This window comes from Streptomyces sp. NBC_00878 (assembly GCF_026341515.1).
Lineage (GTDB): Bacteria > Actinomycetota > Actinomycetes > Streptomycetales > Streptomycetaceae > Streptomyces.
Genome location: NZ_JAPEOK010000001.1, coordinates 365,500 through 389,373, shown reverse-complemented (window position 1 = coordinate 389,373; position 23,874 = coordinate 365,500). Strand labels below are relative to the sequence as shown.

Annotated in this window: 21 protein-coding genes; 8 read left to right on the top strand and 13 right to left on the bottom strand. The window is 69.6% G+C overall.

What is annotated here, in order from left to right; all coding sequences use genetic code 11:
- Positions 1 to 20 precede the first annotated feature (20 nt).
- Complete coding sequence (locus OHA11_RS01450; RefSeq protein WP_266491165.1) at positions 21 to 329, top strand: GNAT family N-acetyltransferase; 309 nt, start codon at positions 21 to 23, stop codon at positions 327 to 329.
- Between the two features lie 17 nt (positions 330 to 346).
- Here OHA11_RS01450 and OHA11_RS01445 read toward each other — a convergent pair whose 3' ends face one another.
- The 3 genes from OHA11_RS01445 to OHA11_RS01435 form a co-directional block, all read right to left on the bottom strand.
- A complete protein-coding gene (locus OHA11_RS01445) occupies positions 347 to 1,375 on the bottom strand; it encodes an LLM class flavin-dependent oxidoreductase (protein ID WP_266491163.1) in 1,029 nt (342 codons plus the stop codon).
- Positions 1,376 to 1,514: 139 nt separating this feature from the next.
- Entirely contained in the window at positions 1,515 to 2,225 is a 711-nt protein-coding gene (locus tag OHA11_RS01440) for an AAA family ATPase (RefSeq protein WP_266491161.1), read from the bottom strand.
- Positions 2,226 to 2,287: 62 nt separating this feature from the next.
- On the bottom strand, positions 2,288 to 2,713 hold the full coding sequence (locus OHA11_RS01435; protein WP_266491159.1) for a DUF5997 family protein: 426 nt from the start codon (positions 2,711 to 2,713) through the stop codon (positions 2,288 to 2,290).
- A gap of 37 nt (positions 2,714 to 2,750) precedes the next feature.
- Here OHA11_RS01435 and OHA11_RS01430 point away from each other — a divergent pair, with 37 nt between their 5' ends.
- The 6 genes from OHA11_RS01430 to OHA11_RS01405 all read left to right on the top strand — a co-directional run bounded on the left by OHA11_RS01430 (position 2,751) and on the right by OHA11_RS01405 (position 8,402).
- Positions 2,751 to 3,533: a LysR substrate-binding domain-containing protein gene (locus tag OHA11_RS01430; RefSeq protein ID WP_266491157.1), complete on the top strand. Its 783-nt coding sequence runs from the start codon at positions 2,751 to 2,753 to the stop codon at positions 3,531 to 3,533.
- A 72-nt stretch (positions 3,534 to 3,605) separates the two neighbouring features.
- Positions 3,606 to 4,886, top strand: coding sequence for a sensor histidine kinase (locus tag OHA11_RS01425; RefSeq protein WP_266491156.1), 1,281 nt, complete (start codon positions 3,606 to 3,608; stop codon positions 4,884 to 4,886).
- Positions 4,883 to 5,551: a response regulator transcription factor gene (locus OHA11_RS01420; RefSeq protein WP_266491155.1), complete on the top strand. Its 669-nt coding sequence runs from the start codon at positions 4,883 to 4,885 to the stop codon at positions 5,549 to 5,551. Before OHA11_RS01425 ends, OHA11_RS01420 begins: the two co-directional genes overlap by 4 nt.
- A gap of 76 nt (positions 5,552 to 5,627) precedes the next feature.
- A complete protein-coding gene (locus tag OHA11_RS01415; protein ID WP_266491154.1) occupies positions 5,628 to 6,560 on the top strand; it encodes an ATP-binding cassette domain-containing protein in 933 nt (310 codons plus the stop codon).
- Positions 6,560 to 7,333, top strand: coding sequence for an ABC transporter permease subunit (locus OHA11_RS01410; protein WP_266491152.1), 774 nt, complete (start codon positions 6,560 to 6,562; stop codon positions 7,331 to 7,333). The genes OHA11_RS01415 and OHA11_RS01410 overlap by 1 nt, the downstream gene beginning before the upstream one ends.
- 16 nt (positions 7,334 to 7,349) lie before the next feature.
- Positions 7,350 to 8,402 carry an alpha/beta hydrolase family protein gene (locus tag OHA11_RS01405; RefSeq protein WP_266491150.1) on the top strand — a complete coding sequence of 351 codons (1,053 nt, stop codon included), beginning with the start codon at positions 7,350 to 7,352 and terminating at the stop codon, positions 8,400 to 8,402.
- Positions 8,403 to 8,444: 42 nt separating this feature from the next.
- Here OHA11_RS01405 and OHA11_RS01400 read toward each other — a convergent pair whose 3' ends face one another.
- The 5 genes from OHA11_RS01400 to OHA11_RS01380 all read right to left on the bottom strand — a co-directional run bounded on the left by OHA11_RS01400 (position 8,445) and on the right by OHA11_RS01380 (position 17,015).
- Positions 8,445 to 11,354: an AAA family ATPase gene (locus OHA11_RS01400; protein ID WP_266491149.1), complete on the bottom strand. Its 2,910-nt coding sequence runs from the start codon at positions 11,352 to 11,354 to the stop codon at positions 8,445 to 8,447.
- Positions 11,355 to 11,523: 169 nt separating this feature from the next.
- Positions 11,524 to 12,537 (bottom strand): (-)-alpha-amorphene synthase, encoded by a 1,014-nt coding sequence (locus OHA11_RS01395; RefSeq protein WP_266491144.1) that lies wholly within the window; start codon positions 12,535 to 12,537, stop codon positions 11,524 to 11,526.
- Entirely contained in the window at positions 12,512 to 13,912 is a 1,401-nt protein-coding gene (locus OHA11_RS01390; RefSeq protein ID WP_266491142.1) for a cytochrome P450, read from the bottom strand. Before OHA11_RS01390 ends, OHA11_RS01395 begins: the two co-directional genes overlap by 26 nt.
- A 326-nt stretch (positions 13,913 to 14,238) precedes the next feature.
- On the bottom strand, positions 14,239 to 14,925 hold the full coding sequence (locus OHA11_RS01385; RefSeq protein ID WP_266491140.1) for a TetR/AcrR family transcriptional regulator: 687 nt from the start codon (positions 14,923 to 14,925) through the stop codon (positions 14,239 to 14,241).
- 26 nt (positions 14,926 to 14,951) lie between these two features.
- Entirely contained in the window at positions 14,952 to 17,015 is a 2,064-nt protein-coding gene (locus OHA11_RS01380) for a discoidin domain-containing protein (RefSeq protein ID WP_266491138.1), read from the bottom strand.
- A 476-nt stretch (positions 17,016 to 17,491) separates the two neighbouring features.
- On the opposite strand from OHA11_RS01380, the gene OHA11_RS01375 reads away from it, so the two are divergent.
- On the top strand, positions 17,492 to 18,175 hold the full coding sequence (locus OHA11_RS01375) for an NUDIX domain-containing protein (protein WP_266506858.1): 684 nt from the start codon (positions 17,492 to 17,494) through the stop codon (positions 18,173 to 18,175).
- Positions 18,176 to 18,220: 45 nt separating this feature from the next.
- Here the strand turns inward: OHA11_RS01375 and OHA11_RS01370 are convergent, their stop codons facing one another.
- From OHA11_RS01370 to OHA11_RS01350, 5 genes are all read right to left on the bottom strand, one after another.
- On the bottom strand, positions 18,221 to 18,988 hold the full coding sequence (locus tag OHA11_RS01370) for a sulfite exporter TauE/SafE family protein (protein ID WP_266491136.1): 768 nt from the start codon (positions 18,986 to 18,988) through the stop codon (positions 18,221 to 18,223).
- A gap of 199 nt (positions 18,989 to 19,187) precedes the next feature.
- Positions 19,188 to 19,808, bottom strand: coding sequence for an L-threonylcarbamoyladenylate synthase (locus OHA11_RS01365; protein ID WP_266491134.1), 621 nt, complete (start codon positions 19,806 to 19,808; stop codon positions 19,188 to 19,190).
- Between the two features lie 153 nt (positions 19,809 to 19,961).
- Entirely contained in the window at positions 19,962 to 21,365 is a 1,404-nt protein-coding gene (sthA, locus tag OHA11_RS01360) for a Si-specific NAD(P)(+) transhydrogenase (RefSeq protein ID WP_266491133.1), read from the bottom strand.
- 144 nt (positions 21,366 to 21,509) lie between these two features.
- Complete coding sequence (locus OHA11_RS01355; RefSeq protein WP_266491132.1) at positions 21,510 to 22,883, bottom strand: cytochrome P450; 1,374 nt, start codon at positions 22,881 to 22,883, stop codon at positions 21,510 to 21,512.
- 254 nt (positions 22,884 to 23,137) lie between these two features.
- A complete protein-coding gene (locus tag OHA11_RS01350) occupies positions 23,138 to 23,863 on the bottom strand; it encodes a formylglycine-generating enzyme family protein (RefSeq protein ID WP_266491131.1) in 726 nt (241 codons plus the stop codon).
- Between the last annotated feature and the right edge of the window lie 11 nt (positions 23,864 to 23,874).

The window sequence follows — 23,874 nt, the reverse complement described above, 5'->3', positions numbered from 1 at the left end:
ACGGGGTTCGAGGAGGAGACATGGCGATCGAGGTCAGAGACGTGCCCGGGGCGCGTCGCTACGAGGCCCGGATCGACGGAGCGCCGGCGGTCGCCGGTTTCGCGGAGTACATCCGTACCGAGGAACTGATCGCGTTCGTCCACACCGAGGTGAGCCCGGAGTCAGAGGGCAAGGGCGTCGGGTCCGCGCTGGTCCGGGCCTCCCTGGACGAGGCGCGTGCCGCGGGCCTGCGGGTGCTGGCCACCTGCCCCTTCTACGCGGGCTGGATCGCCCGCCACCCCGCGTACGGAGATCTGCTGTACCAGGCACGCAGCAAGGTGAGTGACTGACACCGCCGACGAGCCCTCTAGCCGGGCTGAGTCGACGCCTGCCAGCCGAGTGCCGGGCCGAGCCGGGTGGCGATGTCGGTGAGGATCTGGACGTAGTCGTCGTGCTCGAAGGTGAAGGGCAGCGCGAACGCCACCTCGTCGATCTCCCTGAACGCCGCGTGCGCGTAGAGCCGTTCGGCGATCTCGGCGGAGGTGCCGACGAGGTCGGGCGCGAACATCAGGCGGGCCGGCCCCTGCGGCGAGGCGGTCCGAGGCAGCCGCTTCTCCGCGTACGCCTCGTACTTCGCGCGCTGCCGCGGCGAGGCGCTGTCGGTGGGGATGACGACGAGCCCCTGGGACACGCGGGCGCGGTCGCCGTCGGGGTGATGGGCGCGGAAGGCGCGTACGTGGGACAGCTGGACCTCGGCGAAGTCCTCGGACTCCTCCGCCTTGACGACGCTGCTGGTCAGGAAGTTCATCGCGTGCTCACCCGCCCACTGGGCCGACCGCAGGCTTCCGCCGCCGTACCAGAGGCGGCGGCCCAGACCGGGAGCGTGCGGCTGGACCCGGTCCGAGAACACCTCGAAGCCCTCGACGCCGCTGAAGTCGGTGGCGGGCTTGCCGCGTACGAAGTCCAGCAGCCGCGCCACCCGGTCGTACCCGAAGTCCTCCGCGTCGGCGGTGTCCGGATACAGCGCCTGCTTGACCTGGTCGTAGTGCATCGGCGGGCCGACGCTGATGCCGGGATTGAGCCGGCCGCCGGACAGGATGTCGACCGTGGCCAGGTCCTCCGCCAGCCGCAGCGGGTTCTCCCAGCCCAACGGGATGACCGCGGTACCGAGTTCGATACGGGTGGTGCGCTGCGAGGCCGCGGCCAGGACGGCCACGGGGGAGGAGATGCCGAACTGGAGATGGCGGTGGCGCAGCCACGCGCTGTCGAAGCCCAGTCGCTCACCGAGCTGGATGATCTCCAGCGTCGACTCGTGGCCCTTGCCGGGGTCGGCCTCGTCGAACAGCCCGATGGTCAAGAAGCCCAGCTTGCGCAACGGTTGTGAGGGCAGCGGCACGGGGCTCCTCCATCGTCCGGGGCGGGTTCTGTCGAACGCCGACGGTGATCGCCATTCTGGCAGGCGATCACTGAGGGCGGCGCTCGCGGGGCGCTTGCGGGGGCGTTCGCGGGGGTTGCCCCTCGGTCACGGGTCGTCCTCAGTCGAGGATGTGTCGGAGATAGGCCTGCGGGTCGGCGAGGTAGCGGCGCCAGTGGTCGACGAGGGCGAGGTCCTGCCAGGCCACCCGGCGCATCCCGTGGTCGCCGACCTCGATGATGTCCGCACCGGGCAGCGCGGTCAGCAGCGGCGAGTGCGTGGCACAGATGACCTGCCCGCCCTGTTTCGTCAACTGGTCGAAATGGCCTAGCAGTTCGAGGCAGGAGCCGAACGACAGCGCCGCCTCCGGCTCGTCCAGCACATACAGCCCGGGCTCCAGGAACTTCCCGCGGAACGCCGCGAGGAAGCCCTCGCCGTGACTGACCGAATCCGGCGCGAGCCCTTCCCGGTCCAGCGCGTCCATCGCCGTCTCCGCCCGCAGGAAGAACCCCTTGCGGGCCGACCAGCTGCCGAGCATGCGGCGCCCGCGTGCTGCCGCCGCGTCGAAGCGGATCCGCTCGCCGAGTACCGACTTGGCCCGGGGACTCGCGTACCGCCAGTCGTGCGAGCCGCCCCAGGAGTCCAGACCGAAGCCCTCGGCCAGCGCCTCGACCAGGGTCGACTTGCCCGAGCCGTTCTCACCCACGACAAAGGTCACCGGTGCCGTGAACCGCACCCCGTCCGCGAGTAGCCCGCGCACACAGGGCACGGACCAGGGCCACGCGGTGTCGTCGTACGAAGCCATGTGTGCGTACGCACGTTCGATGATCACGGATCGAGTCTTCCACAGCGCGCCGCGGCGGTTCGAGGAGCGCCGGGGCGGCCCGAAGACCGCTACTGACGCGGCTGATCGTCCTTGTCGTCGCGCTCCGCGTTCTTCTCCTTGATGCGGACCGCTTCCTTGCGGACCTCGGCCTGGGTGGCGCGCTCCTTCTGGAGCCACTCGGGAAGCTCGTTCTTCAGGGCCTCGATCTGCTCCGTGGTGAGAGCCTCCGTGACACCGCCGCGCGCGAGCCCCGCGATGGAGACGCCGAGCTTCGCCGCGACCACCGGACGGGGGTGCGGGCCGTTGCTTCGCAGGTCCTGGAGCCACTGAGGGGGATCGGCCTGCAGGGCGGTCAGCTCGGAGCGCGAGACGACTCCCTCCTGGAACTCGGCGGGGGTGGCCTCGAGGTACACACCCAGCTTCTTGGCCGCGGTCGCGGGCTTCATCGTCTGGGTGTTCTGGTGCGACGTCATGCTGCCCAGGGTATCGAGCATGTGAACCACCGCCGACCACGCCGGGTAACCTGGCCAGGTGACAGGCTCGGAAGAATCCCCTTCGTTCCGGCTCGCGTATGTCCCGGGAGTGACGCCCAGCAAGTGGGTGCGGATCTGGAACGAGCGGCTGCCCGACGTCCCCCTCACCCTCCTCGCGGTGTCCGTCGCCGAAGCCTTCGCCGTGCTGCGGGGCGGCGACGCCGACGCCGGATTCGTACGGCTGCCGGTCGACGGTACGGACCTCAGCGCGATCCCCCTCTACACCGAGACGACGGTGGTCGTGGTCCCGAACGACCACGTCGTGGCGGCCGTCGACGAGGTGACCGCCGAGGACCTGGCCGACGACATCGTGCTGCACCCCCTCGACGACACCCTCGACTGGGAGCACCCGCCGGGTCGCCCCGCGATCGAGCGCCCCGCGACGACGGAGGACGCGATCGAACTGGTGGCGGCCGGGGTGGGACTCCTGGTGGTCCCGCAGTCGCTCGCCCGCCTCCACCACCGCAAGGACCTCACATACCGGCCGGTCACCGACGCCCCCGAGTCCCGCGTCGCCCTGTCCTGGCCGGAGGACCGGACCACGGACCTGGTGGAGGACTTCATCGGCATCGTCCGCGGCCGGACCGTCAACAGCACCCGGGGCCGTTCCACGGCCCAGTCGCAGCCGAAGAGCAAGGGCTCCGATAAAGCGGACAAAGGCGCAGCGCGTCGGAAGCCCGCCGCGGGCAGGGCAACGGGTAAGCCGACCGGCAAGAGCCCACGCACCGGATCCGGCGCCCCCAAGGGAACGAAGCGCGGAAAACCCCGCCGCCGGTCCTAGCGGCCGGGGCCGGTCGGCGGACTACTCCCGTGGGCGTATGCGCCGGCGTGATCAGGCCCCTACGGTGATGACGTGACGAGCATCGACGGCCTGATGGAGCGCGCGCGATCACTGTCGCCGCTGACCACGGATCTGCTGGTGGTCGCCGTGGTCGGGCTGTTCACGGCGTCCGACGCCGCGTCCAACGACCCCGACTACCGGCAGGCGGACGGGATCACCTGGCTGCTGCTCGCGGTCTCCCTGATCGCGCTGCTGGGCCGGCGCCGGTGGCCGGTGCCGGTCGCGGTCGTCACGGGCGCCGCCTGCGCGGGCTGGGCGCTGTACGGGCACATCGGGGAGCTGCTCAACCTGCCCGTGATCGTCGCCCTGTACACCGTCGCGGTGCTGGGCGACCGGCGGCGCACGCTGTGGACCGGGCTCGTCGCCTCCCTCGTCTCGGGCGCGGTCGCGCTGAGGGTGGGGCGTGACGTGGCCAACCCGCAGGGGCTGCCGTTGCTGGAGATGATCTGGCCGCTGGTGCCCCTGCTGCTCGGCGAAGTCATCCGTACGCGGCGGCAGTTGATGGACGAGTACGCGGCCCGGGCCACTCGCGCCGAGGAGGAGCGGGAGCGGGAGGCGGCGCGCCGGGTGCACGAGGAGCGCCTGCGCATCGCCCGCGAACTGCACGACATCGTCGCGCACACGGTGACCGCGATGGCGGTGCAGGCCGGAGTCGCCCTCGACGCACTCGACACCCGGCCCGAGGTCTCCCGGCAGGCGATGCGACAGGTACGCGACTCGGGCAAGGAAGCGGTGGGAGAACTGCGGGCCACCGTCACCGTGCTGCGCGACCACGACCGCGAAACCACGACGCCCGCTCCCGGACTTGCCCAACTGCCCGAACTGGTCGACCGGTTCACCGACAGCGGCGTGGACGCGGCGCTGCGCCAGGTCGGCACGGCGGACGGCCTCTCGCCGATGGTCGAGCTCGCGGCCTACCGCATCGTGCAGGAAGCGCTGACCAACGTGGCCAAGCACTCCGGCTCCCGGCACGCGGCGGTCTCGGTCACCCGGCAGGGCGACCGGCTGTCGGTGGAGATCGCGGACGACGGCCCACCCTCGGAAACCGGCCCACCCCCGGAGAGCGCCCCACCGTCGCGGACCGGCCCACCGTCGGAGACGGGCTCACCCTTGCGGATCGGACCACCGTCGCACATCGCGCCCGGAGGCTTCGGACTCGTCGGCATGCGGGAGCGGGCCGCCGCGGTGGGTGGCAGCATCGAGTACGGACCGGTGTCCGGCGGCGGCTTCCGGGTACGGGCCGTGCTCCCGGTCATACGTCCGGCCGAGGCACTCCGTGGCGGGCAGCCGTGACCGTGCGCGTGGTGCTCGCCGACGACCAGACCGTCGTGCGCGCCGGTTTCCGGGCCCTGCTGGACCTGACCGACGACCTGGTGGTGGTCGCGGAGGCGGCCGACGGGACGCAGGCCGTCCAGGCGGTGCGGCTGACGCGGCCCGACGTGGTGCTGATGGACATCCGGATGCCCGGTGTCGACGGCATCGAGGCCACTCGTCGCATCGCCGCCGACCGCACCCTCGACGGCGTACGCGTCGTCATGCTCACCACCTACCAGGTCGACGCGTACGTCTTCGAGGCGCTGCGGCACGGTGCCGCGGGCTTTCTGCTGAAGGACATCGAGCCGGACGGGCTGCGCGCGGCGATCCGTACGGTCGCGGCCGGACAGGGCCTCCTCGCACCGGCGGTCACACGGTCGGTCGTCGAGGAGTTCGCCCGGCTGAGGGCCCCGGAGGCGGCCGGCTCCGAGCGGCTGGCCGTGCTCACCGACCGGGAGCGCGAGGTGATGGCCCTGGTCGCGGCAGGGCTCAGCAATGAGGAGATCGGCCGACAGCTGATCATGAGCCCGTTGACCGCGAAGACCCACGTCAGCCGGGCGATGACCAAGCTGGGAGCGCGGGACCGGGCGCAGTTGGTGGTGCTGGCGTACGAGACCGGCCTCGTCCGTGCGGGGGAGCGGTGAGGGTACTCCCGCGGGAGTAGCGGCCGACTCCCGGCGGCGGATGTCCGGGGCGTCGCCGTTCCCTACCGTCGAAGACATGATCGAGGCACGCGAACTCACCAAGAAGTACGGCGACAAGACCGCCGTGGACCAGCTGTCCTTCACGGTCCGGCCCGGCCGGGTGACCGGCTTCCTCGGCCCGAACGGCGCAGGCAAATCCACCACCATGCGACTGATCCTCGGCCTGGACACGCCCACCTCGGGCACGGTCACGGTCGGCGGGAAGTCCTACGCCGAGTTGGCGGCGCCCCTGTGCGCCGTCGGCTCGCTGCTGGACGCGAAGGGCGCGCACGGCGGCCGTTCGGCGTACCGGCATCTGGCCGGGCTCGCGGCGAGCAACCGCATCCCGCGCCGCCGCGTCGACGAGGTGCTGGACCTGACCGGTCTGACCGAGGTCTCGGGCCGCCGGTTCAGCGGCTTCTCGCTCGGCATGGGCCAACGGCTCGGCATCGCCGCCGCGTTGCTCGGTGACCCGGAGGCGCTGATCCTCGACGAGCCGGTGAACGGGCTGGACACCGAGGGCATCCGCTGGATCCGCGGTCTGATGAAGTCCCTTGCCGCACAGGGCCGTACGGTCTTCCTCTCCAGCCATCTGATGAGCGAGATGGAGCTGACCGCCGACCATCTGATCGTGATCGGACGCGGCAGGCTCCTCGCCGACACCACGATGCGCGCCTTCATCGAGACCAACTCCCGCGCCCATACGCTCGTCCGCTCCCCGGAACCCGAGAAGCTGCGGGGCCTCCTGGAGGCGAAGGGCGCCGACGTCCGGCTCGACGCGCGGGGCGGCTGGCGGGTGGACGGTCCGGACGCCGCGGCCATCGGTGACCTCGCCCGCGACCACGGTCTCGCGATCCATGAACTCACCCCCGCCCACTCCTCGTTGGAGGAGGTCTACACGGTCCTGTCCCAGGACGCGGCCGAGTACCGGACGAGCGCGGTCCGGAGCAGCCGGAAGGAGACGGTCTGATGGCGCCCACGACGCTCACCACCGCCCGGGCAGGCTTCCCGCAGGCCCTGGCCCATGAGTGGATCAAGTTCCACAGCGTGCGCTCCACGGTCTGGACGACCGTCGCGACCGCCGTCGTGCCCGTGCTGGGTGCGGTGTTCGTCGCGGCGACCGGGAGCCTGCAACCGGACGACACGGTGCTCGGCGGCAGTCTCACCGCCTCCGTCCCCGCTCAGATGCTGGCCGCGGTCGTCGGTGCCCTGCTGATCACGGGCGAGTACGGCAGCGGCACCGTCCGCACCACTTTCGCCGCCAACCCGCGCCGCGCCACCGTGCTCGCCGCGAAGGCCGCCCTGATCGCGGCCCTGATGTACGTCCTGGCGCTGGTCTCCTGCACGCTCGCCTACCTGATCGGTGGCGCGATGCTGGAGAACGGCAAGTACGCCCAGGGCGAGCCGCTGCCGGCCCTGTTCGGCATCGCCGCCTCCTTCGCCGTCGCCGGGCTGCTCGGCCTCGCGGTCGGCACCCTCGTACGCCACTCCGCGGGAGCCGTCAGCACGGTCATCGGCCTGCTGCTCCTGCCCTCCCTCCTGGGCCCGCTCTTCGGCGACGCCCAGCGCTGGATCGCGGGCGTCTCCCCGACGAGCGCCTTGGAGAAGCTGATCCAGACCTCGGACGCGACCGCGGAAACGGTCGGCAGCCTCGGCCCCTGGCCGTCCCTGCTCCTGGTGGCGGGTTACACGGCGGCGCTGCTCCTGCTCGCGACCGGGGCCCTGCGCGGCCGCGACGTCTGAAGACAGGAACGGAGGAATGCTCATGCCCTGGAGCACTTCACGCCTACGCGTGCTGCTCGCCTTGGTGATCGCCGATCTCCTGCTGCTGGCGGCAGTGTCCGTCATGGGTGCGGAAGCGACTGCCGCCGCCCCGCACGGCGCCAGGGTCATCGCCGAGGAGGAGGTGGGTGAGCGCCAGGTCGACATCACAGTGGACTCGCCCGCGCTGGGCCGCACAGCGAAGGTCCGGCTGCTGACGCCGGACGGCTGGGAGCGGCGACGGCCCGGCCAGACCTGGCCGACGCTCTATCTACTCGTCGGCGGCGACGGTAACCACAAGGCGTGGACCGAGGACTACGACGCTCGCCTCCAGGACCTGCCCCACCTGCGGGACGTACTGGTCGTGATGCCGGAGATGCCGTTGTTCGGCTTCTACACCGACTGGTTCAACGGTGGGAAGGGCGGCCCGCCCGCCGTGGAGACGTTCCACCTGCGGGAAGTCCGCCCGCTGCTGGAACGCCACTACGGAGCGGGCCCCCGTCGTGCGGCCGCCGGGGAGTCGCAGGGCGGGTTCGGTGCCCTCTCCTACGCGGCACGCCACCCGGGTCTGTTCCGGGCGGTGGCGAGCTTCAGCGGATTCGTGCATCCACTGGAGCATCCGCACGCGGTCCGGGCCGGGATGACGTACCTGGGCCTGGACTGGACGGCGGTGTGGGGCGACCCGGTCGCCCAACGGGCCAACTGGCAGGCGCACGACCCCTATTACCTGGCCGACCGGCTGCGCACCATCCCGGTCCACCTCTCCAGCGGCGACGGCACGGCAGGCGTCCTCGACCCGCCCGGCACACCACCGGACCCGGAGGTCCCGGGCCTGGAGGACCCTGCCGACCCGTTCCCCGAGGACGCGATCTCCCCCACGGAGACCCTCATGCAACGCCAGTCCCAGTCCCTGGCCACCCGCCTGGCCTCCGTCGGAACTCCGGTGACCACCCACTTCTACGCCGGTACGCACGCGCCTCCGTACTGGAAACGCGAGCTGTACCGCTCGCTGCCCATGCTGCTCCGCGCTCTGGGGACCAACAGGATTTAGGCCGGCTGGACTGATGGATGGCCGGACGGCTGGACTGCCAGGTCACGGTCGGGGGCGGGGATAGGTCTCCAGGGCTTTGGCGAGGCCCGCGGTGTCGGTGCCGATCTTGCGGTAGACGGAGGAGAGCAGTCGCGTCACGCCTTGTTCGGTGAGACGCAGGGCCTTCGCGACCACCGCTGCGGGGTGCCCCTGGGCCGTCATCTCGGCGGCCCTGCGTTCCTGGGCGGTGAGCGTGTCCGTCTGCGCGTACCGCAGGGGCAGCGGGCGCAGTCCGGCTGCCGCGAGTTCTTCCCGGGCGCGGGTTGCCAGGGCCTCGGCACCGCAGTGGACGGCGCCTTCCTGACCTTGGTAGAGACGGTCCGCGGCCTCTTGCAGCCTGCCGTTCCGGGACAGCGCGGCGCCGTGGCCGACCTGCGCACGGGCCAGTTCGTACGAGGCGGGTGACCGTTCGAGATGCTCGACGGCCTCCGCGTACAGGTCGAGGGCCGCCGTTCCGCCGGTCACCTCGGCCTCGGTATGGAGCGCCTGGCCGATCGCGGAGGCCGCGCCGAAGTCACGGGCCCGCTTGACGGCGTCCTGGGCGAGATGGATCGCCCGGTCGGGATCGGTGGGAGCGACGGCGGACGCGAGGTTCAGCTGCCAGGGGCACCAGGTCGGGTTGTGCCAGGACCGTGACTCCAGCCATTCCCCGACCGCGGACAACAGCTGCTCGGCCTCGCTGTGCCGGCCTTCGGCCAGGAGCAGTTCGGCGTACACCGTGCGGGGGTCCGGGTAGATGACGGCGTTCGGGACCACGTCGCCGTAGTTGTACGAGTCGGCGAGCCGACGCGCGTCCTCGGTCCGCCCACGGGCGAGGAGGGTCTGGATGAGGATGCCGATGGCGAACCACTGGGCGGGCACCGCTCCTTCAACGCGGTCGGCGGTGCGCAGGCCCTCCCGCACCAGGTTCTCCGCCTCGACAAGGCAGCCGCGACGGTAGCGGATGTAGCCGAGGAGGGTCTGGCCCAGAGCCAGATGGGAACCACGCCACCCCTTGGTCTCGCAGTCCGCCAGACCCTTGGTGAACAGCTCTTCGGCCCGGCGTGGCTGGTCGCAGTAGGCGAAAACCATGGCGACCGAAACGGGTACCTCGAAGCCACGGTTCTCGTCGGTCCAGCTCAACCCGCCCCGCAGAGCCTCCTCTGCGTATTCGAGGACGGTCTGCCGCGGCTCACCGCGCATCATGGCGTCCCAGGACCGTAGGCCCAGGATGTATCGCTCCTCCAGACCACGGCCGGTCAGCCGCTCGGCCAGCCGTGCCAGCATGCGCGAGCGGGCGGGCGAGTCGGGCTCGTCGGTGCGGAACGCGCTCCATACGAAGTGATCGGCCTGCATGCGCAGTCGGATACGCGGATTGGGCGTCTGCTGCGCCTCGTCGGCGGCCACGGCTGCCGCCTCGGCCACTCGGTCGAGGTGGGCCAGCGCCTGGGTCAGCCGGTAGACGATGGAGGCGCGCAGATCGGGGTCGACTCCGGGCTCCGCGAGAGCTGCCCGGAGATGGCTGACGGTGGCCGCGGGTTCGATCAGGAAGGTCGAGCACGCGAGTTCGTGGAGGAGCGCCGCGCGGTCTTCCAGAAGGGGCGGCTCCTGCAGAGCCCGGGTCAGGACGCGTCGGGCAGCCTCCGGAGCCCCGGCACGAAGGTACTCGCGGGCGGCCTCCCGAAGGCATTCGACTGCCTCGGGCCTGCCCTCGCACGGCACCTCCAGCAGGTGCCGGGCAGCGGCGGTGGGGCCGAACCCCGCCGCGCTGACGGCCTCCGCCGCCCTGTTGTGCAGGCCCACCCGCAGACTTGCGGGGATGTCCCGGTAGACCGCTGTGGCGATCAGGGGATGCATGAACTCCAGGCCGCCTCCGTGACCTGGGGCGTCCGCCAGGATCCGAGCGGTGCGCAGCCTCTCGGTCGCCTCGGCGGCTTCCTCGCTGCCGACCACCGCGATGGTGGCGGCGAGCTCTGGCGAGATGGACGTACCGAGGACGGCCGCGACCCACGCGAAGCGGACGGTGGTCCCACCGAGCCGGTGCAGGCGATCGAGCAGCCCGGGTCCTTTGACCGCCGAGGCGAGGTCACGCATCGTGGGCAAGTCGCTCTGTGTGCCCTTGAGATGGTGCTCGCGGAGCCGGATGGCGAGTTCGACCGTTTCGAACGGGCTTCCGCCGGTGGCCGACCAGCATTCGTCGCAGAACTCGTCCTCGGCTCCCCTGCCCACCTCGTCCCTGACGATCCGTGCCACGCCCTCGGTGGTGAGCGGCGACAGGGAGTAGGGGCGATGCCGGTGGCGTTCGACAAATGTGCGGAAGGCCGCCGCCTCGTGCGGCAGTTCGTCGGGCCGGTAGGCGACGACGATCAGGAGCGGGAGGTCTTCGGCCCGCGGGGCGAAGGAGGCGAGCCAGTTCAGGGACTCGACATCGGCCCAGTGCATGTCGTCCAGGAGCAGGACGACGGGCGCCTTCATCACGGCGAGGCGCGTCATGACCCAGTCGAGGCCGTCGCGCACCCCGGTCGGATCCGGCACCCGGGCAGTGCCCGTCGCCTCCAGACCCAGCGCGGTGGCGACGATGTCGTACCAACTACCAAGGAAGGCCCGACGCTCGGGCTCGTCCATCGCCGCGAGGGCGGGCTGCACGAGCTGGCGTACCAAGCGGAAGGCCAGCTCCTGTTCCTTCTCGCCGCCCTTGCCCGAGAGCACAGTGAATCCGCGTGCCACGGCTTTGGAACGCACCTTTGCCATGAGTGCCGTCTTCCCCAACCCGGCCGAGCCGGTGAAGGCGAGCAGCCCGGTGTGCCGCGGTCGCGGCACACCGTCTCCCGCATCGCTGAGGTCGGCCAACGTGGCGTCGATCGCGCGGAGTTCCCGATGGCGCTCCAGCAACAGATGGGTCTCGGTGATCGGTTGCCTCAGCTCATGCGCCATATGCCCTACCGCTTCCTGTCGTTGATCCTCGGAAGGCAAGCGCTGAGCGTACGCCCTTGTGGACATCGGGTGGTCGTATTGAGCAATGAGTACACAGAGACGGGCGAATCATGCGCCGGATCGGTTTGGGCGCCCTCTCTTCAGGTAACGTAGTGGGGTTGGTCTGCTCTCAGCAGAGGGCGGACGCTGTCGCGTCCGCGTAGCGCGGCACAGTGCGTGACCAGTAGTAACACCCGCGGATCCAGCCCGCCATGCCCTCCACATAGCCGACGCCGGCCGGACTCAGCTCCGGTTTGATCTCCTCGTAGAGTGTCTCGAACTCGCTGATCGTGCTGTTGATCTGTCGGATGGCGTGCGTGACGGCCTCCGGCAGGGAACATTGGTACGCCCGCTGGTAGGCAAGGGCCAGGTTGATCATTTCGCCCGCCCGTTGCTCCTTCACCGCGGAGAAGAGGTCTGGTATCCACACGGCGGCGTCGGCCGACAGCCGTCCCAAACGCCGCATGACGGGGTGGTGGATTTCTTCGGGGGCCAGTTCGTGAGACTGCGCGGCCTCGCACAGCGGGTAGAAGGGCTCGACTCCCGCGGTGAGCGACCGTATCGAGTTGCACAACCCCATCCGCACAGGCGGAGTGTGCGTCTGCGCCACCGCCTCGTACAGCAAGCCGTGTACGTACTCACGGCTGTTCCAGGACCATCGCGCCGCTTGTGCGGGTGTGCACCGTTCCTGGACCTGGCGGTAGAGGTCGGCCAGTGCCGCGCCGAGGGGGGTGCTGGGTGGTTGGCCGTCGCGCAGGATTCCGATGCTCTCGCTGAGCATGGGCAGGAGGTGGCCCGGCCGCAGTCGGCCGACCTCTTCCGCCAGGTCGTCGAAGATGAACTGGTAGGCGATTTGGTTGGCCACGATCTGAAGGATGTCGCAGTCCACGGTCGGGCTGTTGTAGGCCGCGAGTTCGGCCGGGCGAGTCTTGGCGATCATGGCTGTCACCGCCGGGTCGTCGGTCAGCCCCATTGTCCGCAGCCAGGTGTCGACGCCTGCCGCCGATTCTGATTGATGGCGATTGCTCAGGAAGGGAAACGGCATGTAGAGAGTGGCGTCGATCAGGTCCTTCAGACTGTCGGCGCGAATTTCTCCTTGCCCGGTAAACGTGATTTCCTCATGCGTTGTCGACACCGTGGTCACCTGCTGTCCGGGGGTCCTGTACGTGGGATGTCACCGTGGCTCGGGGAGTGCGGGAACGGGAAAGAGGCGGTGTGCCGACCGGATCGACTGAACGTGGTTCGCAGATCATCGGCAGCGACCTCGGGCCGAATGTCACCGCGGGGCGCGGTGGTTCGACCGGTCCGGGCGGGTGGCGCAGCCGCCAGCGGCCGGCGATGGTCGCGACGGCCACCGTGGCCTCCGCCATGGCGAACGCGTCACCGAGGCATTTGCGGCTGCCCGTGGCGAACGGAAGCATCGCGCGGTGCGATGCGGCCGTGGCCCGTTCCGACCCCGGCAACCAGCGCTCGGGCAGGAACAGTTCGGGGTCGGGGAACGACGCGGGATCGTGGTGCAGGAGGTAGGGGCTGTAGAGGACGGTGGCGCCCTCGGGGAGACGGCACCCGGCGAATTCCGTCTCTCTGGTCGTGACGCGGGTGAAGAGCCAGCCCGGTGGGGAGTGGCGCAGCGTCTCGGTGACGGCGGAGCGGGTGTAGGTGAGACGCGGCAGGTCGTCGAGGTCCGGCCGTCGCCGCCCGGCGAGCACGGTGTCGACCTCGGAGTGCAGGCGGCGCTCGGTCTCCGGATGCTGTGCCAGGAGACTGAGGGCGGAGGCCATGCAGAGCGCGGTGGTCTCCACGCCGGTGAGCAGGAGTGTGATGAGCTGGTCGTGGACTTCCTGTTCGGTGACCGCCGTGTCCTCGCCCCCCGCGCGGGAGTCTTCGCCCCCGTCGCGCGCCGCGGCCAGCAGGGTCCCCAACAGATCGTCGCGAGGAGTGCCCCGGCGCCGTGCCGCGATGACCGAGTCGATGATCCCGTGCAGACGGTCGACCTCACGCCGATAGCGGCGGTTCGCCGGTGTGGGGACACGGAACGGGGCGTCGACCGGCACGACCGTGCGGACGAACAGGCCGCGGACGATGGTGCCGAGGGAGTTCCGCAGCTGGGCGGCCGTGGCGGCGTCGAGCGAGTCGGAGAAGAGGACGCGGCTGGTCACCCTTGTCGTCAGGGCCATCATCGCGGCGCTGACGTCGATCCTCTGCCCCGCACGCCACGTGCGGCACACCGACTCCGCTTCCTCGCCCATCAGTTCCGTGTAGTCGGCGACGCGGGACGCGCGGAAGTCCGGTTGGAGCAATGTGCGCTGCCGTCGATGTGCCGGCTGGCGGCAGGTGACCACGCCGTCACCCATCAGGGCCCGGAGCCTGTCGTACTGCGAACCTCCCTTGTCGAAGGTGCGCGGATCCATGAGCATCCGGTGGACCAGTTCCGGGTGGCATGCCACCCAGGCCCGCATCGGACCCAGGCGTATCTCGACCAGATCGCCTCGGGCGGGCAGAGAATTCAGAAAAGCCAACGGCCGACGGAACAAAGCGATACCGTGGCTGGCGGCTGGGAATATGCCTGGCGCAGTGCCCACAGTCCATAGTCGATCCGGTGTGGGCATGGCGTCGCTCATGGAATACCACCTGCCTCAGTCGACTCACGTAAATCGGTGAACGTGCCACCGGCTCGGTGCTTGAATCATGTCCTGCCCAGTCCAACTGTCATCGGCCCCCCAGATCCACTTTCCATGGGGGCGCACAGGAGCACAAAGAGGCGTTGGGTGAAACATTTTTTGATGCATTCTGCATCTATGGAATTCCCTTTCGTCACTCAAGTGGACTTTTGTGAAAGGTCACATCAGGGGACGAAAAAAGGGGAACCGGCGGGCCCGGATCCTGACGCGGGGGTGTTGCGGTCCGTGAGGCCGTCGAGGCCCGTGAGGTCGTCGTCCGTGTCACGGACGAGGCCCGCGACGTGGTCGGTGATCATGTCGAGGATGTCCGCCCAGGCCGCGTCGTCGCCGAGGACGAGGAAGTTCAGCGTCAGCCCGTCGGTCATCGCGGCCAGGTAGCGGGCCAGCACGAGGACCGGGACGCGGAGTTCGAAGTCCATGCTGCGGCCGAGCTGTTCGACGAGTTCGGTGTAGGTGTCGCAGTACAGCTGGTACTGCCGTCGCGCCAGGTGCTCGAACCCGGGCTGGCGCAGAGCGTACTGCGTCAGCTCGTACGTGAGCATGTGCTCACCGGGATGCGCGGACACATGGTCCCAGTAGGCCTGGAAACCGGCCCGGACGGTCTCCCGAAGGGTGGCCTTCGGCCTGATCGCTTCCCTCACCACCGTGGTGGAGTGCTCGGTGATCGTTGTGATCACGGACTCGATCAGGGCCTGCTTGGAGTCGAAGCAGTAATGGAAGACGCTCAGGGAGAGGTCGGCCTCCGCGGCGATGGACCGGGTCGTCGTCTTGGAGACGCCGTCCCGGGTCATCGCGCGGATGGCCGCCTCGGTGAGCTGCCGACGCCGTTCGGCCGACGGCATCCGTGCCATGGGTGTTCCCTTCGTTCCAGCGGGCGTCAACTGCTGTAGACGCCCACCTCGTGAAGGGAGTATCCCCAATCGGTGCCCCGGTCCAGCCCGTGGATCCGTACATAGCGGGCCGGTACGCCGCTGAACTGGGCCGTGTCCAGACCGCCGTCACCGGTGGTCGTGGACCAGACGGACTGCCAGGTGGTGCCGTCGGTGGAGACCTCGACGCGGTACGACTTCCCGTAGGCGCGCTCCCATGCGAGGGTGACGCGCTTGACCGTGCTCGTGGAGCCGAGGTCGATCCGGAGCCACTGGTCGTCGCTCCAGTCGCTCGCCCAACGGGTGTCCGCGTCACCGTCCACGGCCCGGCCCGGGGCGTAGCTGGTGAAGGGGTTCGACTCCGACGAACTGGCCGACGCGGACGAGCCCTTGGCCAGGTTCACCCCGGCCTTGTGCCGCTCGGAAGAACCCCAGGTGTCGAGGTAGGACTCGGCGCCCCGGAAGAGGTCGTCCACGACGTCCTGGCCGCTGGTGAGCCGGATGTCCTCGATCCAGTCCGGGACGAGCCCGTAGTGCGCGGCGCCGTCGGTGTTCAGGTTCCACGTGCGCTCGCCGGTCGTCTGTTTGTCGATGACCGAGCCGCCGTCGACGCTGCGGAAGGGGTACGTCACGGGGTTCGAGGTGTCCGCTCCGCGCGGGGCCGGCCAGCCGCCGACGCCGTTCATGTCGGTGCCGTAGCCGTACCCGACGTCGTACTTGTCGCGCAGCGCCTTCGTGCGGTCCGCCTCCGTGCCGAACTCCTCGGATCCGTGCATGTACTGGGCGATGAAGCCGCCGAGACCGTAGACGCGCTCGGTCCAGTTGAGGTCCATCCAGCTGTGCGAGGAGAGCACACCGGGGTAGGACTCCGACTCGAAGATGTCGAGGACGCGGCCGGTGGCCTTGACGCCCATGTGGTCGATCTCCAGCATCATCTTGCGTTGCATCATGCCGCGCACGGCGTACTCGCCCAGCTCGGTGAGCCCGCGTTTGTTGCACTGGGCGTCCTCGTCGTACGACGGGACCTCGACCCCGGCGGGCAGCTCCTCCTCGGCGCTCGGCGCCGCCGCACCCCCGATGGGGTTGTCGTGCTGCGGGCCCGTGCACTTCTCCGTCTGCCAGAAGGTGCCGGTCGACAGGAACTGGCCGACGTTGATGGCCGTCCCGAGACCGCCCTCGTCGTAACGGACCCCGCAGAGCGCGTTGTCGAACTTGTGGCAGAGGAACATGCTGCGTACGCCCAGGTCGTACAACTCGTCCAGACCGGCGTCGATGTCGTCCTTGTCGCACTGCGCGATGTCCAGGATCTGCTTGCAGCCGAACGGCTCGGACGTCTCGACGCCCAGGACGACGGCCAGCTTGCCCTGTTCGACGACCTCGCGGGCCTGGGCGCTGTCGGTGACGATCCGGAACCAGCCCTTGCCCGTGCCGCCGTACATCTTGTCGATGTAGTCCTGCATGTCGTACGTCAGCTTCGCCTGGAGGCGGATGGAGGTCATCTCGTCGCAGCTGCGGTCCTTGAAGGGGTAGACCGAGCAGATCACGCCGTTGGTGACGAGGTCGTTGACGAGGACGCGCTGTCCGCCGCGCCAGGCCCGCTCCACCCAGGCGTAGTAGTTCTGCTGGTGCGTCATCGAGTCGTAGGCGGGCCAGTCCTTGAACGTGGGCCACCCGTCGGGGTCGTGCTTGCCGTCGCCGCCGTTGGTGATGTAGTCGAAGATCGCGAGCGAGCCGTCGGGATAGTGCTCGGGGCAGTCCTTGAGCGCGTCGGCGACCCCCGCCTCGGAGAACGGCTTGCCGCAGATGAGCCGGCCGCCGAAGGCCTCGTTGGCCATGATGTGGTTGTGCGCGTCGACGAACCCGCGTACCTCGCCCTGGGCGTTGGTCCCCTTGAAGGGCTCACCCGTGACACCGATCCGGGAGTCCGCCGCGGGCCGCGCGACCGGATTCCACCAGTCGGTCTCCGCCGCGGAACTGGGCGTGGGCCCGAGCGTCGCGGCCAGTACGAGCAGGAGCAACGTCAGAACCGCAGCTGGTCTGCGCCTGTGGATCGGCTGTTGAGTCACGGTCATCACCCACGTCTTCGGTCGGCGGACGGCGCGGTCGATGACCCGGACAGCGGGGATTGACGCCCCACGGCTGGTTGTCATGACTCGTGCAAACGGTGGATCGAGAATCGCGACTGCGGTGAACGGAGTCAAGAGTCCGGGACGGATGACCTGATAGAGCTTGCCGACCGCCGCGCCAGGCCTGAACGGTGAACAGTCCGGTACGTGTAGGCATCTTGACGACCCGTTGGTCCGGTCCTAACGTCTCCGACCGAGGAGGGGGCTTACTGCCGGGTACGGACTTTCACCCACGACGAGCGGTCGAATGTCGCTCCGGTTGACCACCGGTGCGTCCACGCGTCCCTGACCTGCCTGACACGGACCGGACCCGGATGGTAGAAGCAGGGCATGACCACTTGTTCCACCTGCACATGCACCTGTACCTGCACCGGTACGTCCACCTCCAGCGCCACTCGCGCCTTCTCCCCGGCAGGCGCACGATGACCGCCGGCATCGACACCCCCGACCGCAGGGGCCGAACCGGACTCGACCAGGTCGGCCTGGACCTGACGGGAAACCATCGCGTCAAGGTGCGGGACGTGACACTGCTGTCCTGCCACTGGTACGTGGAGCGCACCACGACCTTCGACTTCCAGCACGCCGACGGCACCTGGTCCACCCAGGAGCGCGAAACGCACGACCGCGGCAACGGCGCCACCATCCTGCTCTACGACGAAGACCGCGAAACCGTGCTGCTCACCCGGCAGTTCCGCTACCCCGTGTACGTCAACGGCCACCCGGACGGGATGCTCGTCGAGACGCCGGGCGGACTGCTGGACGAGGAGGACGAGCACCCCGAGGTCGCCGTACGACGCGAGGTCATCGAGGAGACCGGACACACGGTCGGCGAGGTCCAGCGGGTCTTCGACGTCTACATGAGCCCGGGATCGGTCACCGAGCGCGTGACCTTCTACGCCGCCTCGTACGGACCGGCCACCCGCACCCACGAGGGCGGCGGCCTCGACGAGGAGGGCGAGGACATCGAGATCGTCGAACTGCCCTTCCGGCAGGCTCTGGGCATGATCCGTACCGGCGAGATCGCCGACGCGAAGACCATCATGCTGTTGCAGTGGGCGGCGCTGGAAGGGCCGTTCAGCGGGAAGGGCGCGTCCGCCGCCGAGTAGTCCGCCCGGGCGCGCGGGCCGCCGCGCCCGGGGCGGCGGTCGGGGTCAGCGGAGCAGCAGCTGGACGATCGCGACGGTGCCGACCACCACGATGAGGGCTCGCAGGACGGCGGGGCTGAAGCGGCGGCCCACCTTGGCCCCGAACTGGCCGCCCAGTGCGGAACCGCAGGCGATCAGTGCGACGGCTGTCCAGTCGAAGTCCGCGACGAAGAGAAAGAAGGCCGCGGCCGCTGTGTTGACGACGGCGACGAGGACGTTCTTGACGGCCGTGAGGCGCTGCAGCGGTTCGTCCAGGAGCGTCCCCATCAGAGCCACGTAGATGATTCCCTGCGCGGCGGCGAAGTAGCCGCCGTAGACGCTGGCGAGCGTCAGGCCGGTGAACAGCAGGGGACCGCCGTCACCGCGGGCCGGGACGCCGGTCCGTGCGCGGCGGTCCCGCAGGTACCTGCCGATCAGGGGCTGGAACGCGACCAGTACGAGGGCGAGGCCGACCATGACCGGCACGATCCTCTCGAACGCCGCCGCGGGCAGGGCCAGCAGCAGCGTGGCGCCCGTCAGCCCTCCCAGCAGGGAACCGACGCTCAGTTTCAGGACGCGCCGGCGCTGGCCGCGCAGTTCCTCCCGGTAGCCGAAGGCTCCGCTGATGTTGCCGGGGATCAGTCCGAGCGCGTTGGACACCGTGGCGGTGACGGGCGGCAGACCGGTGGCGAGCAGTACCGGGAAGGTGATGAGTGTTCCCGAACCGACGACGGTATTGATGCCGCCCGCGCCCACACCGGCGGCGAACACGGCGAGACCCTCCAGTGGCGTCACGCGGCGCCCCGCCCGGCGCGATCGCTGACCGTGACCGGCCGGACGGCCGGGACAGCACGGCGGATGAGGTACCGGGAGATGTTCATGGAGCTGACGCTAGGCGGCCAACGCTTCGGCAACGGCCGAAGTGTCCCGGCTGCTCCCACCCGGATCGATGCTCGGCGCGGTTCCACCGTCGGCCGCGCCGCTGAGCCGCGTATCACTCGAACCGGGCCGTGTCGCCCGCTCCCTTGCGTACGATCTCGGCCTCGCCGCTGGAGAAGTCGATGACGGTGGTCGGCTCGGTGCCGCAGTCCCCGGAGTCGATCACCGCGTCGACGACGTGGTCGAGCTGTTCCTTGATCTCCCAGCCCTGGGTCATCGGCTCCTCCTCGTCGGGCAGGAGCAGGGTGCTGGACAGCAGCGGCTCGCCGAGTTCGGCCAGCAGGGCCTGGGCGACCGCGTGGTCGGGGATACGGACGCCGACCGTCTTCTTCTTCGGGTGGAGCAGCTTGCGCGGCACCTCCCTGGTCGCGGGCAGGATGAAGGTGTAGCTGCCGGGCGTCGACGCCTTGATGGCGCGGAACACGTCGTTGTCGATGTGCACGAACTGGCCGAGCTGCGCGAAGTTCTGGCACACGAGCGTGAAGTGGTGACGGTCGTCGAGCCGACGGATCGACCGGATCCGGTCGATGCCGTCACGGCTGCCCAGCTGACAGCCCAGTGCGAAGCAGGAGTCCGTGGGGTACACGACGAGCGCGCCCGCGCGGATGGAGTCGGCGACCTGGCTGATCGTCCGCTGCTGAGGATTTTCGGGATGAACGTCGAAGTACTTGGCCACGTGCCGAGCTTATGCTCTCGGACCGTGGGGTCGACCCAGACCCAGTGCGCAGGTCCGGTGCGCAGGTCCGGTACGGAGGCTCTGTGCGGGTGTCCGTCCGGCGCTGGTGAGCGGGGCTCACCAGCGCCGTGAGCGGTTCGGCGTGCAGGGGCGTCAGTCCCTGAGGCGGTCGATCTGCCGGATCTTGTTGGTCGCGTCCAGGGCGGCGACCTTGTACGACTCCGCGAGCGTCGGGTAGTTGAACACGGCGTCGACCAGGTAGTCGACGGTCCCGCCGCAGCCCATCACCGACTGCCCGATGTGGATCAGCTCGGTTGCGCCCGTACCGAAGCAGTGCACGCCGAGCAGTTTCCGGTCGTCGGGGGAGACGAGCAGCTTGAGCATGCCGTGCGAGTCGCCGATGATCTGGCCCCGGGCCAGTTCGCGGTAGCGGGAGACGCCGACCTCGAACGGCACGCATTCCTCGGTCAGTTGGTCCTCGGTCTTCCCGATGAAACTGATCTCCGGAATGGTGTAGATGCCGATCGGCTGGAGGTCGTGCATCCGGTTCACCGGTTCGCCGCAGGCGTGGTACGCGGCCGTACGCCCCTGTTCCATCGAGGTCGCGGCCAGCGCCGGGAAGCCGATGACATCGCCGACGGCGTAGATGTGCGGCACCTCGGTGCGGTAGTGCTCGTCGACCGTGATCCTCCCGCGCCGGTCGGCGGACAGCCCGGCCTTGTCCAGGTCGAGGTCGTCGGTGAGCCCTTGCCGGCCGGCGGAGTACATGACGGCGTCGGCGGGAATCTTCTTGCCGCTCTCCAGGACGGTGAGGGTGCCCCTGGGGTGCCGTTCGACCGCGGCGACGGTCTCGCCGAAGCGGAACGTGACGGCGAGGTCGCGCAGGTGGTACTTGAGCGACTCGATCACCTCGACGTCGCAGAAGTCGAGCATGCCGGGCCGCTGCTCGACCACGGTGATCTTGCTGCCGAGGGCGGCGAACATGGAGGCGTACTCCATGCCGATCACGCCGGCCCCGACGATGACCATGGAACGGGGGACCCGCTCCAGGTTGAGAACGTTGTCGGAGTCCAGGATCGTCCGCTCGTCGAACTCGACGGTGGCGGGCCTGGCCGGGCGGGTCCCGGTGGCGATGACGATGGTGTCAGCGGTCAACAGGCGTTCGTGGCCGGTCACTTCTTGCAGCCCGACGGTGTGGTCGTCGACGAAGCGGCCGGTGCCGGCGAAGAGGGAGACGTGGTTGCGGGAGAGCTGGTTGCGGATGACGTCGACCTCGCGGCTGACCACGTGCTGGGTGCGCGCGGTCAGGTCGGCGACGGTGATGTCCTCCTTGAGGCGGTAACTCTGGCCGTACAGATCGCGCTGGGTGAGACCGGTGAGATAGAGGACCGCCTCGCGCAGAGTTTTCGAGGGGATGGTCCCGGTGTGGATGGAGACCCCGCCGACCATGTCGGGGCGGTCGACGACGGCGACCCGGCGGCCGAGCTTGGCCGCGGCGATGGCGGCCTTCTGGCCGCCCGGGCCGGATCCTATGACGAGCAAGTCGAAGTCGCGCACCCTCCGAAGTCTGTCAGTCCGAGCCTCTCGCCCGAAAGGGTGTACGGGTGCCAGTTCGGTCCGCATCGGGCTGGGTGGCGCCACGCGCGCTGTGCGACGGACCGGACCGGAGGGCCGTCGCGGGGTCGGTGGCGCACCCCCGGCTCACGCTCCGGCGGCCGGTTGATGTGCCCGTTCGCGGGGACGGACGGCCATCTTGAGCGTGCTGGGCCGTACGGTGGCCCGGGCCACCGGGCGGACGGCCTGCCCCGGGACCAGGTCGAGCCGCCAGGACCGGGTCAACGTGGCGATCGCGGTGGTGAGCTCGGCCTGCGCGAAACGGTCGCCGATGCACTTGTGCTTGCCGGCGCCGAAAGGCAGGAACGCACCGTCGGCGAGCGGCGACAGGCTGTCGTCCAGCCATCGGTCCGGGTCGAAGGTCAGGGGGTCGGGGAAGAGGTCGGGGTCGCGGTGCAGGGCGTGCTGGCAGTACGCCAGCTCGGTGCCGGCCGGGATCTCCCACTGCCCGATGCGGGTCGGCTGGAGCGTCCGGCGGGTGACGAGCCATCCCGTGTGGTGCAGCCGCAGGGCCTCGGTGATGACGCGGCCCAGGTAGGGCAGGTGCCTCAGGTCGTCGAAGGTGACCGGCCGCTCGCCGAGGACGTCGTGGAGTTCGGCCTGGACGCGCTCGTCGATCTCCCGGTCGCGGGCGAGTTCGTACAGCACCCAGGACAGCACGGAGGCGGTGGTCTCCGTACCGGCCACCGCGAGGGTGAGGATCTCGGAGCAGATCTGGTGCGGGGTGAGCGGCTGACCGGTTTCCTCGTCCTGCGCCTTGAGGAGCATGGAGAGCATGTCGCCGGTGTCGCGGCCGTCGGCGCGCAGTTCGTCGACGGCGTGGCCGATGGTGGCGCGGACGGCGTCCCGGGCCGTGTTGAAGCGCCGGTTGGCGGGTAACGGCAGCCGTTCCGCCCAGTCGGGCAGCATGATCCGGGTGCCGACGCCGTTCATGACGACCGACAGGTCGCGGCGCAGTCGGTGGAAGGCCTGCTCGTCGATGCTGCCGGAGAAGATGGTTGTTGCGAGCATGTCAAGGGAAAGTTTGACCATCACCTCGCGCACGTCCAGGACCTGGCCCGGTACCCACCGGTTCACGGTGGTGGTGACCTGGTCGCGCATCAGGTCGACGTACCGGGTGATCTCGGTGTGCCGGAACGCCGGCTGGAGCTGGCGGCGCTTGCGGACGTGTTCGGAGCCCGCGGCGGTGACCACGCTGTCGCCGAGCAACTGGCCCATTTTTTCGAAGAAGCGGCCCTTGTCGAGGGTGGGGGCGACGTCGACCAGCATGGTGCGGATGAGTGCGGGGTCGTTGATGATGATCGTCGGCTGCTGGGGCTGGAGTCGGATCTCGACGAGCGGCCCGTAGTCGCGCAGAGAGGCGATGAAGGCCAGGTTGTCGCGCATGAGTGGTATCGCGTGGCCGAGCAGTGGGAGGGATCCCGCTGCCTTGGGTATCGGGGGAGGCGCTGTGGTGGGCACGGCGGTTCAGTCCCTTCGCGATGGTGGCCTGTTATCACTGCCCATATCGCGCCAGGGAGTAATCGTGCGTTTTGGGTGGCGTTTGCCACGTACAGGTCCGCGCAGCCGGATGTGTCGGCGATGCAGCCAAGGCGTGTCCGAACAGGTGATTTACTGTGAAGTTTGTGTGTGGGGCCAGCAGGCTGCCGGTGTCGACCGCGGTCCGGCGGGCCGCGGTCGACGTGTCCGATTAACGCCCAGTCCCGTTGGGCGGATCAGTGCGCGACGGAGCGCGCGACGCGGAACCCCACGTCATCGACCTGATAGCTCGGGTGGCTGCGGCGCCGTGCGGAGGCGCGGCAGCTCCAGTGCTCGTCGAACCAGCCACCGCCGCGCAGGACCCGGTAGGTCCCGTAGACCTCGGCGTCGTAGACGTCCCAGCACCAGTCCCAGACGTTGCCGAGCATGTCGTGGAAGCCCCAAGGGTTGGGCTGCTTGCCGCCCACGTCGTGGATGCGTTCGTCCGAGTTTCCGCGGTACCAGGCGATCTCGTCGAGCGGCCCGTGCCGCGGCCCGGTGGTCCCGGCACGGCAGGCGTGCTCCCACTCGGCCTCGGTGGGCAGCCGGTACCCGTCCGCGGACGGGTCCCACTCGATGGCCTCGACGCCTTCGAGGTTTTCGGCACCTTCGACGCCGTCGGTGTGGAGGCGGTAGGCGGGGGTGAACCCCTCGTGCCGGGACAGGGCGTTGCAGAACCGGACCGCGTCCCACCAGGACACGCCCTCCACGGGTAGCCGGTCGCCCTCGGCGCTGCTCGGCCGCGCACCCGTGATCCGCGCGTACACCGCCTGTGTGACAGGAAACGCGCCGAGCCGGTAGGGGGCGAGGTCGACCGACCAACTGCGCTGCGTCCGCCGGTCCGACAGCGTCACCTGCCCCGGCGGGACGGCGATCATCTCGTTCACCGTGCTTGAGTCCACGTTCACCGTGCTTGAATCCATGAGCGGGCCAT

Excerpts from the sequence above, each read along its gene's own strand:
- OHA11_RS01450 (WP_266491165.1), top strand. The coding sequence starts at position 21 with ATGGCGATCGAGGTCAGAGACGTGCCCGGGGCGCGTCGCTACGAGGCC.
- OHA11_RS01435 (WP_266491159.1), bottom strand. The coding sequence starts at position 2,713 with ATGCTCGATACCCTGGGCAGCATGACGTCGCACCAGAACACCCAGACG.
- OHA11_RS01415 (WP_266491154.1), top strand. The coding sequence starts at position 5,628 with ATGATCGAGGCACGCGAACTCACCAAGAAGTACGGCGACAAGACCGCC.
- OHA11_RS01410 (WP_266491152.1), top strand. The coding sequence starts at position 6,560 with ATGGCGCCCACGACGCTCACCACCGCCCGGGCAGGCTTCCCGCAGGCC.
- OHA11_RS01405 (WP_266491150.1), top strand. The coding sequence starts at position 7,350 with ATGCTCATGCCCTGGAGCACTTCACGCCTACGCGTGCTGCTCGCCTTG.
- OHA11_RS01400 (WP_266491149.1), bottom strand. The coding sequence starts at position 11,354 with ATGGCGCATGAGCTGAGGCAACCGATCACCGAGACCCATCTGTTGCTG.
- OHA11_RS01385 (WP_266491140.1), bottom strand. The coding sequence starts at position 14,925 with ATGGCACGGATGCCGTCGGCCGAACGGCGTCGGCAGCTCACCGAGGCG.
- OHA11_RS01380 (WP_266491138.1), bottom strand. The coding sequence starts at position 17,015 with ATGACCGTGACTCAACAGCCGATCCACAGGCGCAGACCAGCTGCGGTT.
- OHA11_RS01375 (WP_266506858.1), top strand. The coding sequence starts at position 17,492 with ATGACCGCCGGCATCGACACCCCCGACCGCAGGGGCCGAACCGGACTC.
- OHA11_RS01350 (WP_266491131.1), bottom strand. The coding sequence starts at position 23,863 with ATGGATTCAAGCACGGTGAACGTGGACTCAAGCACGGTGAACGAGATG.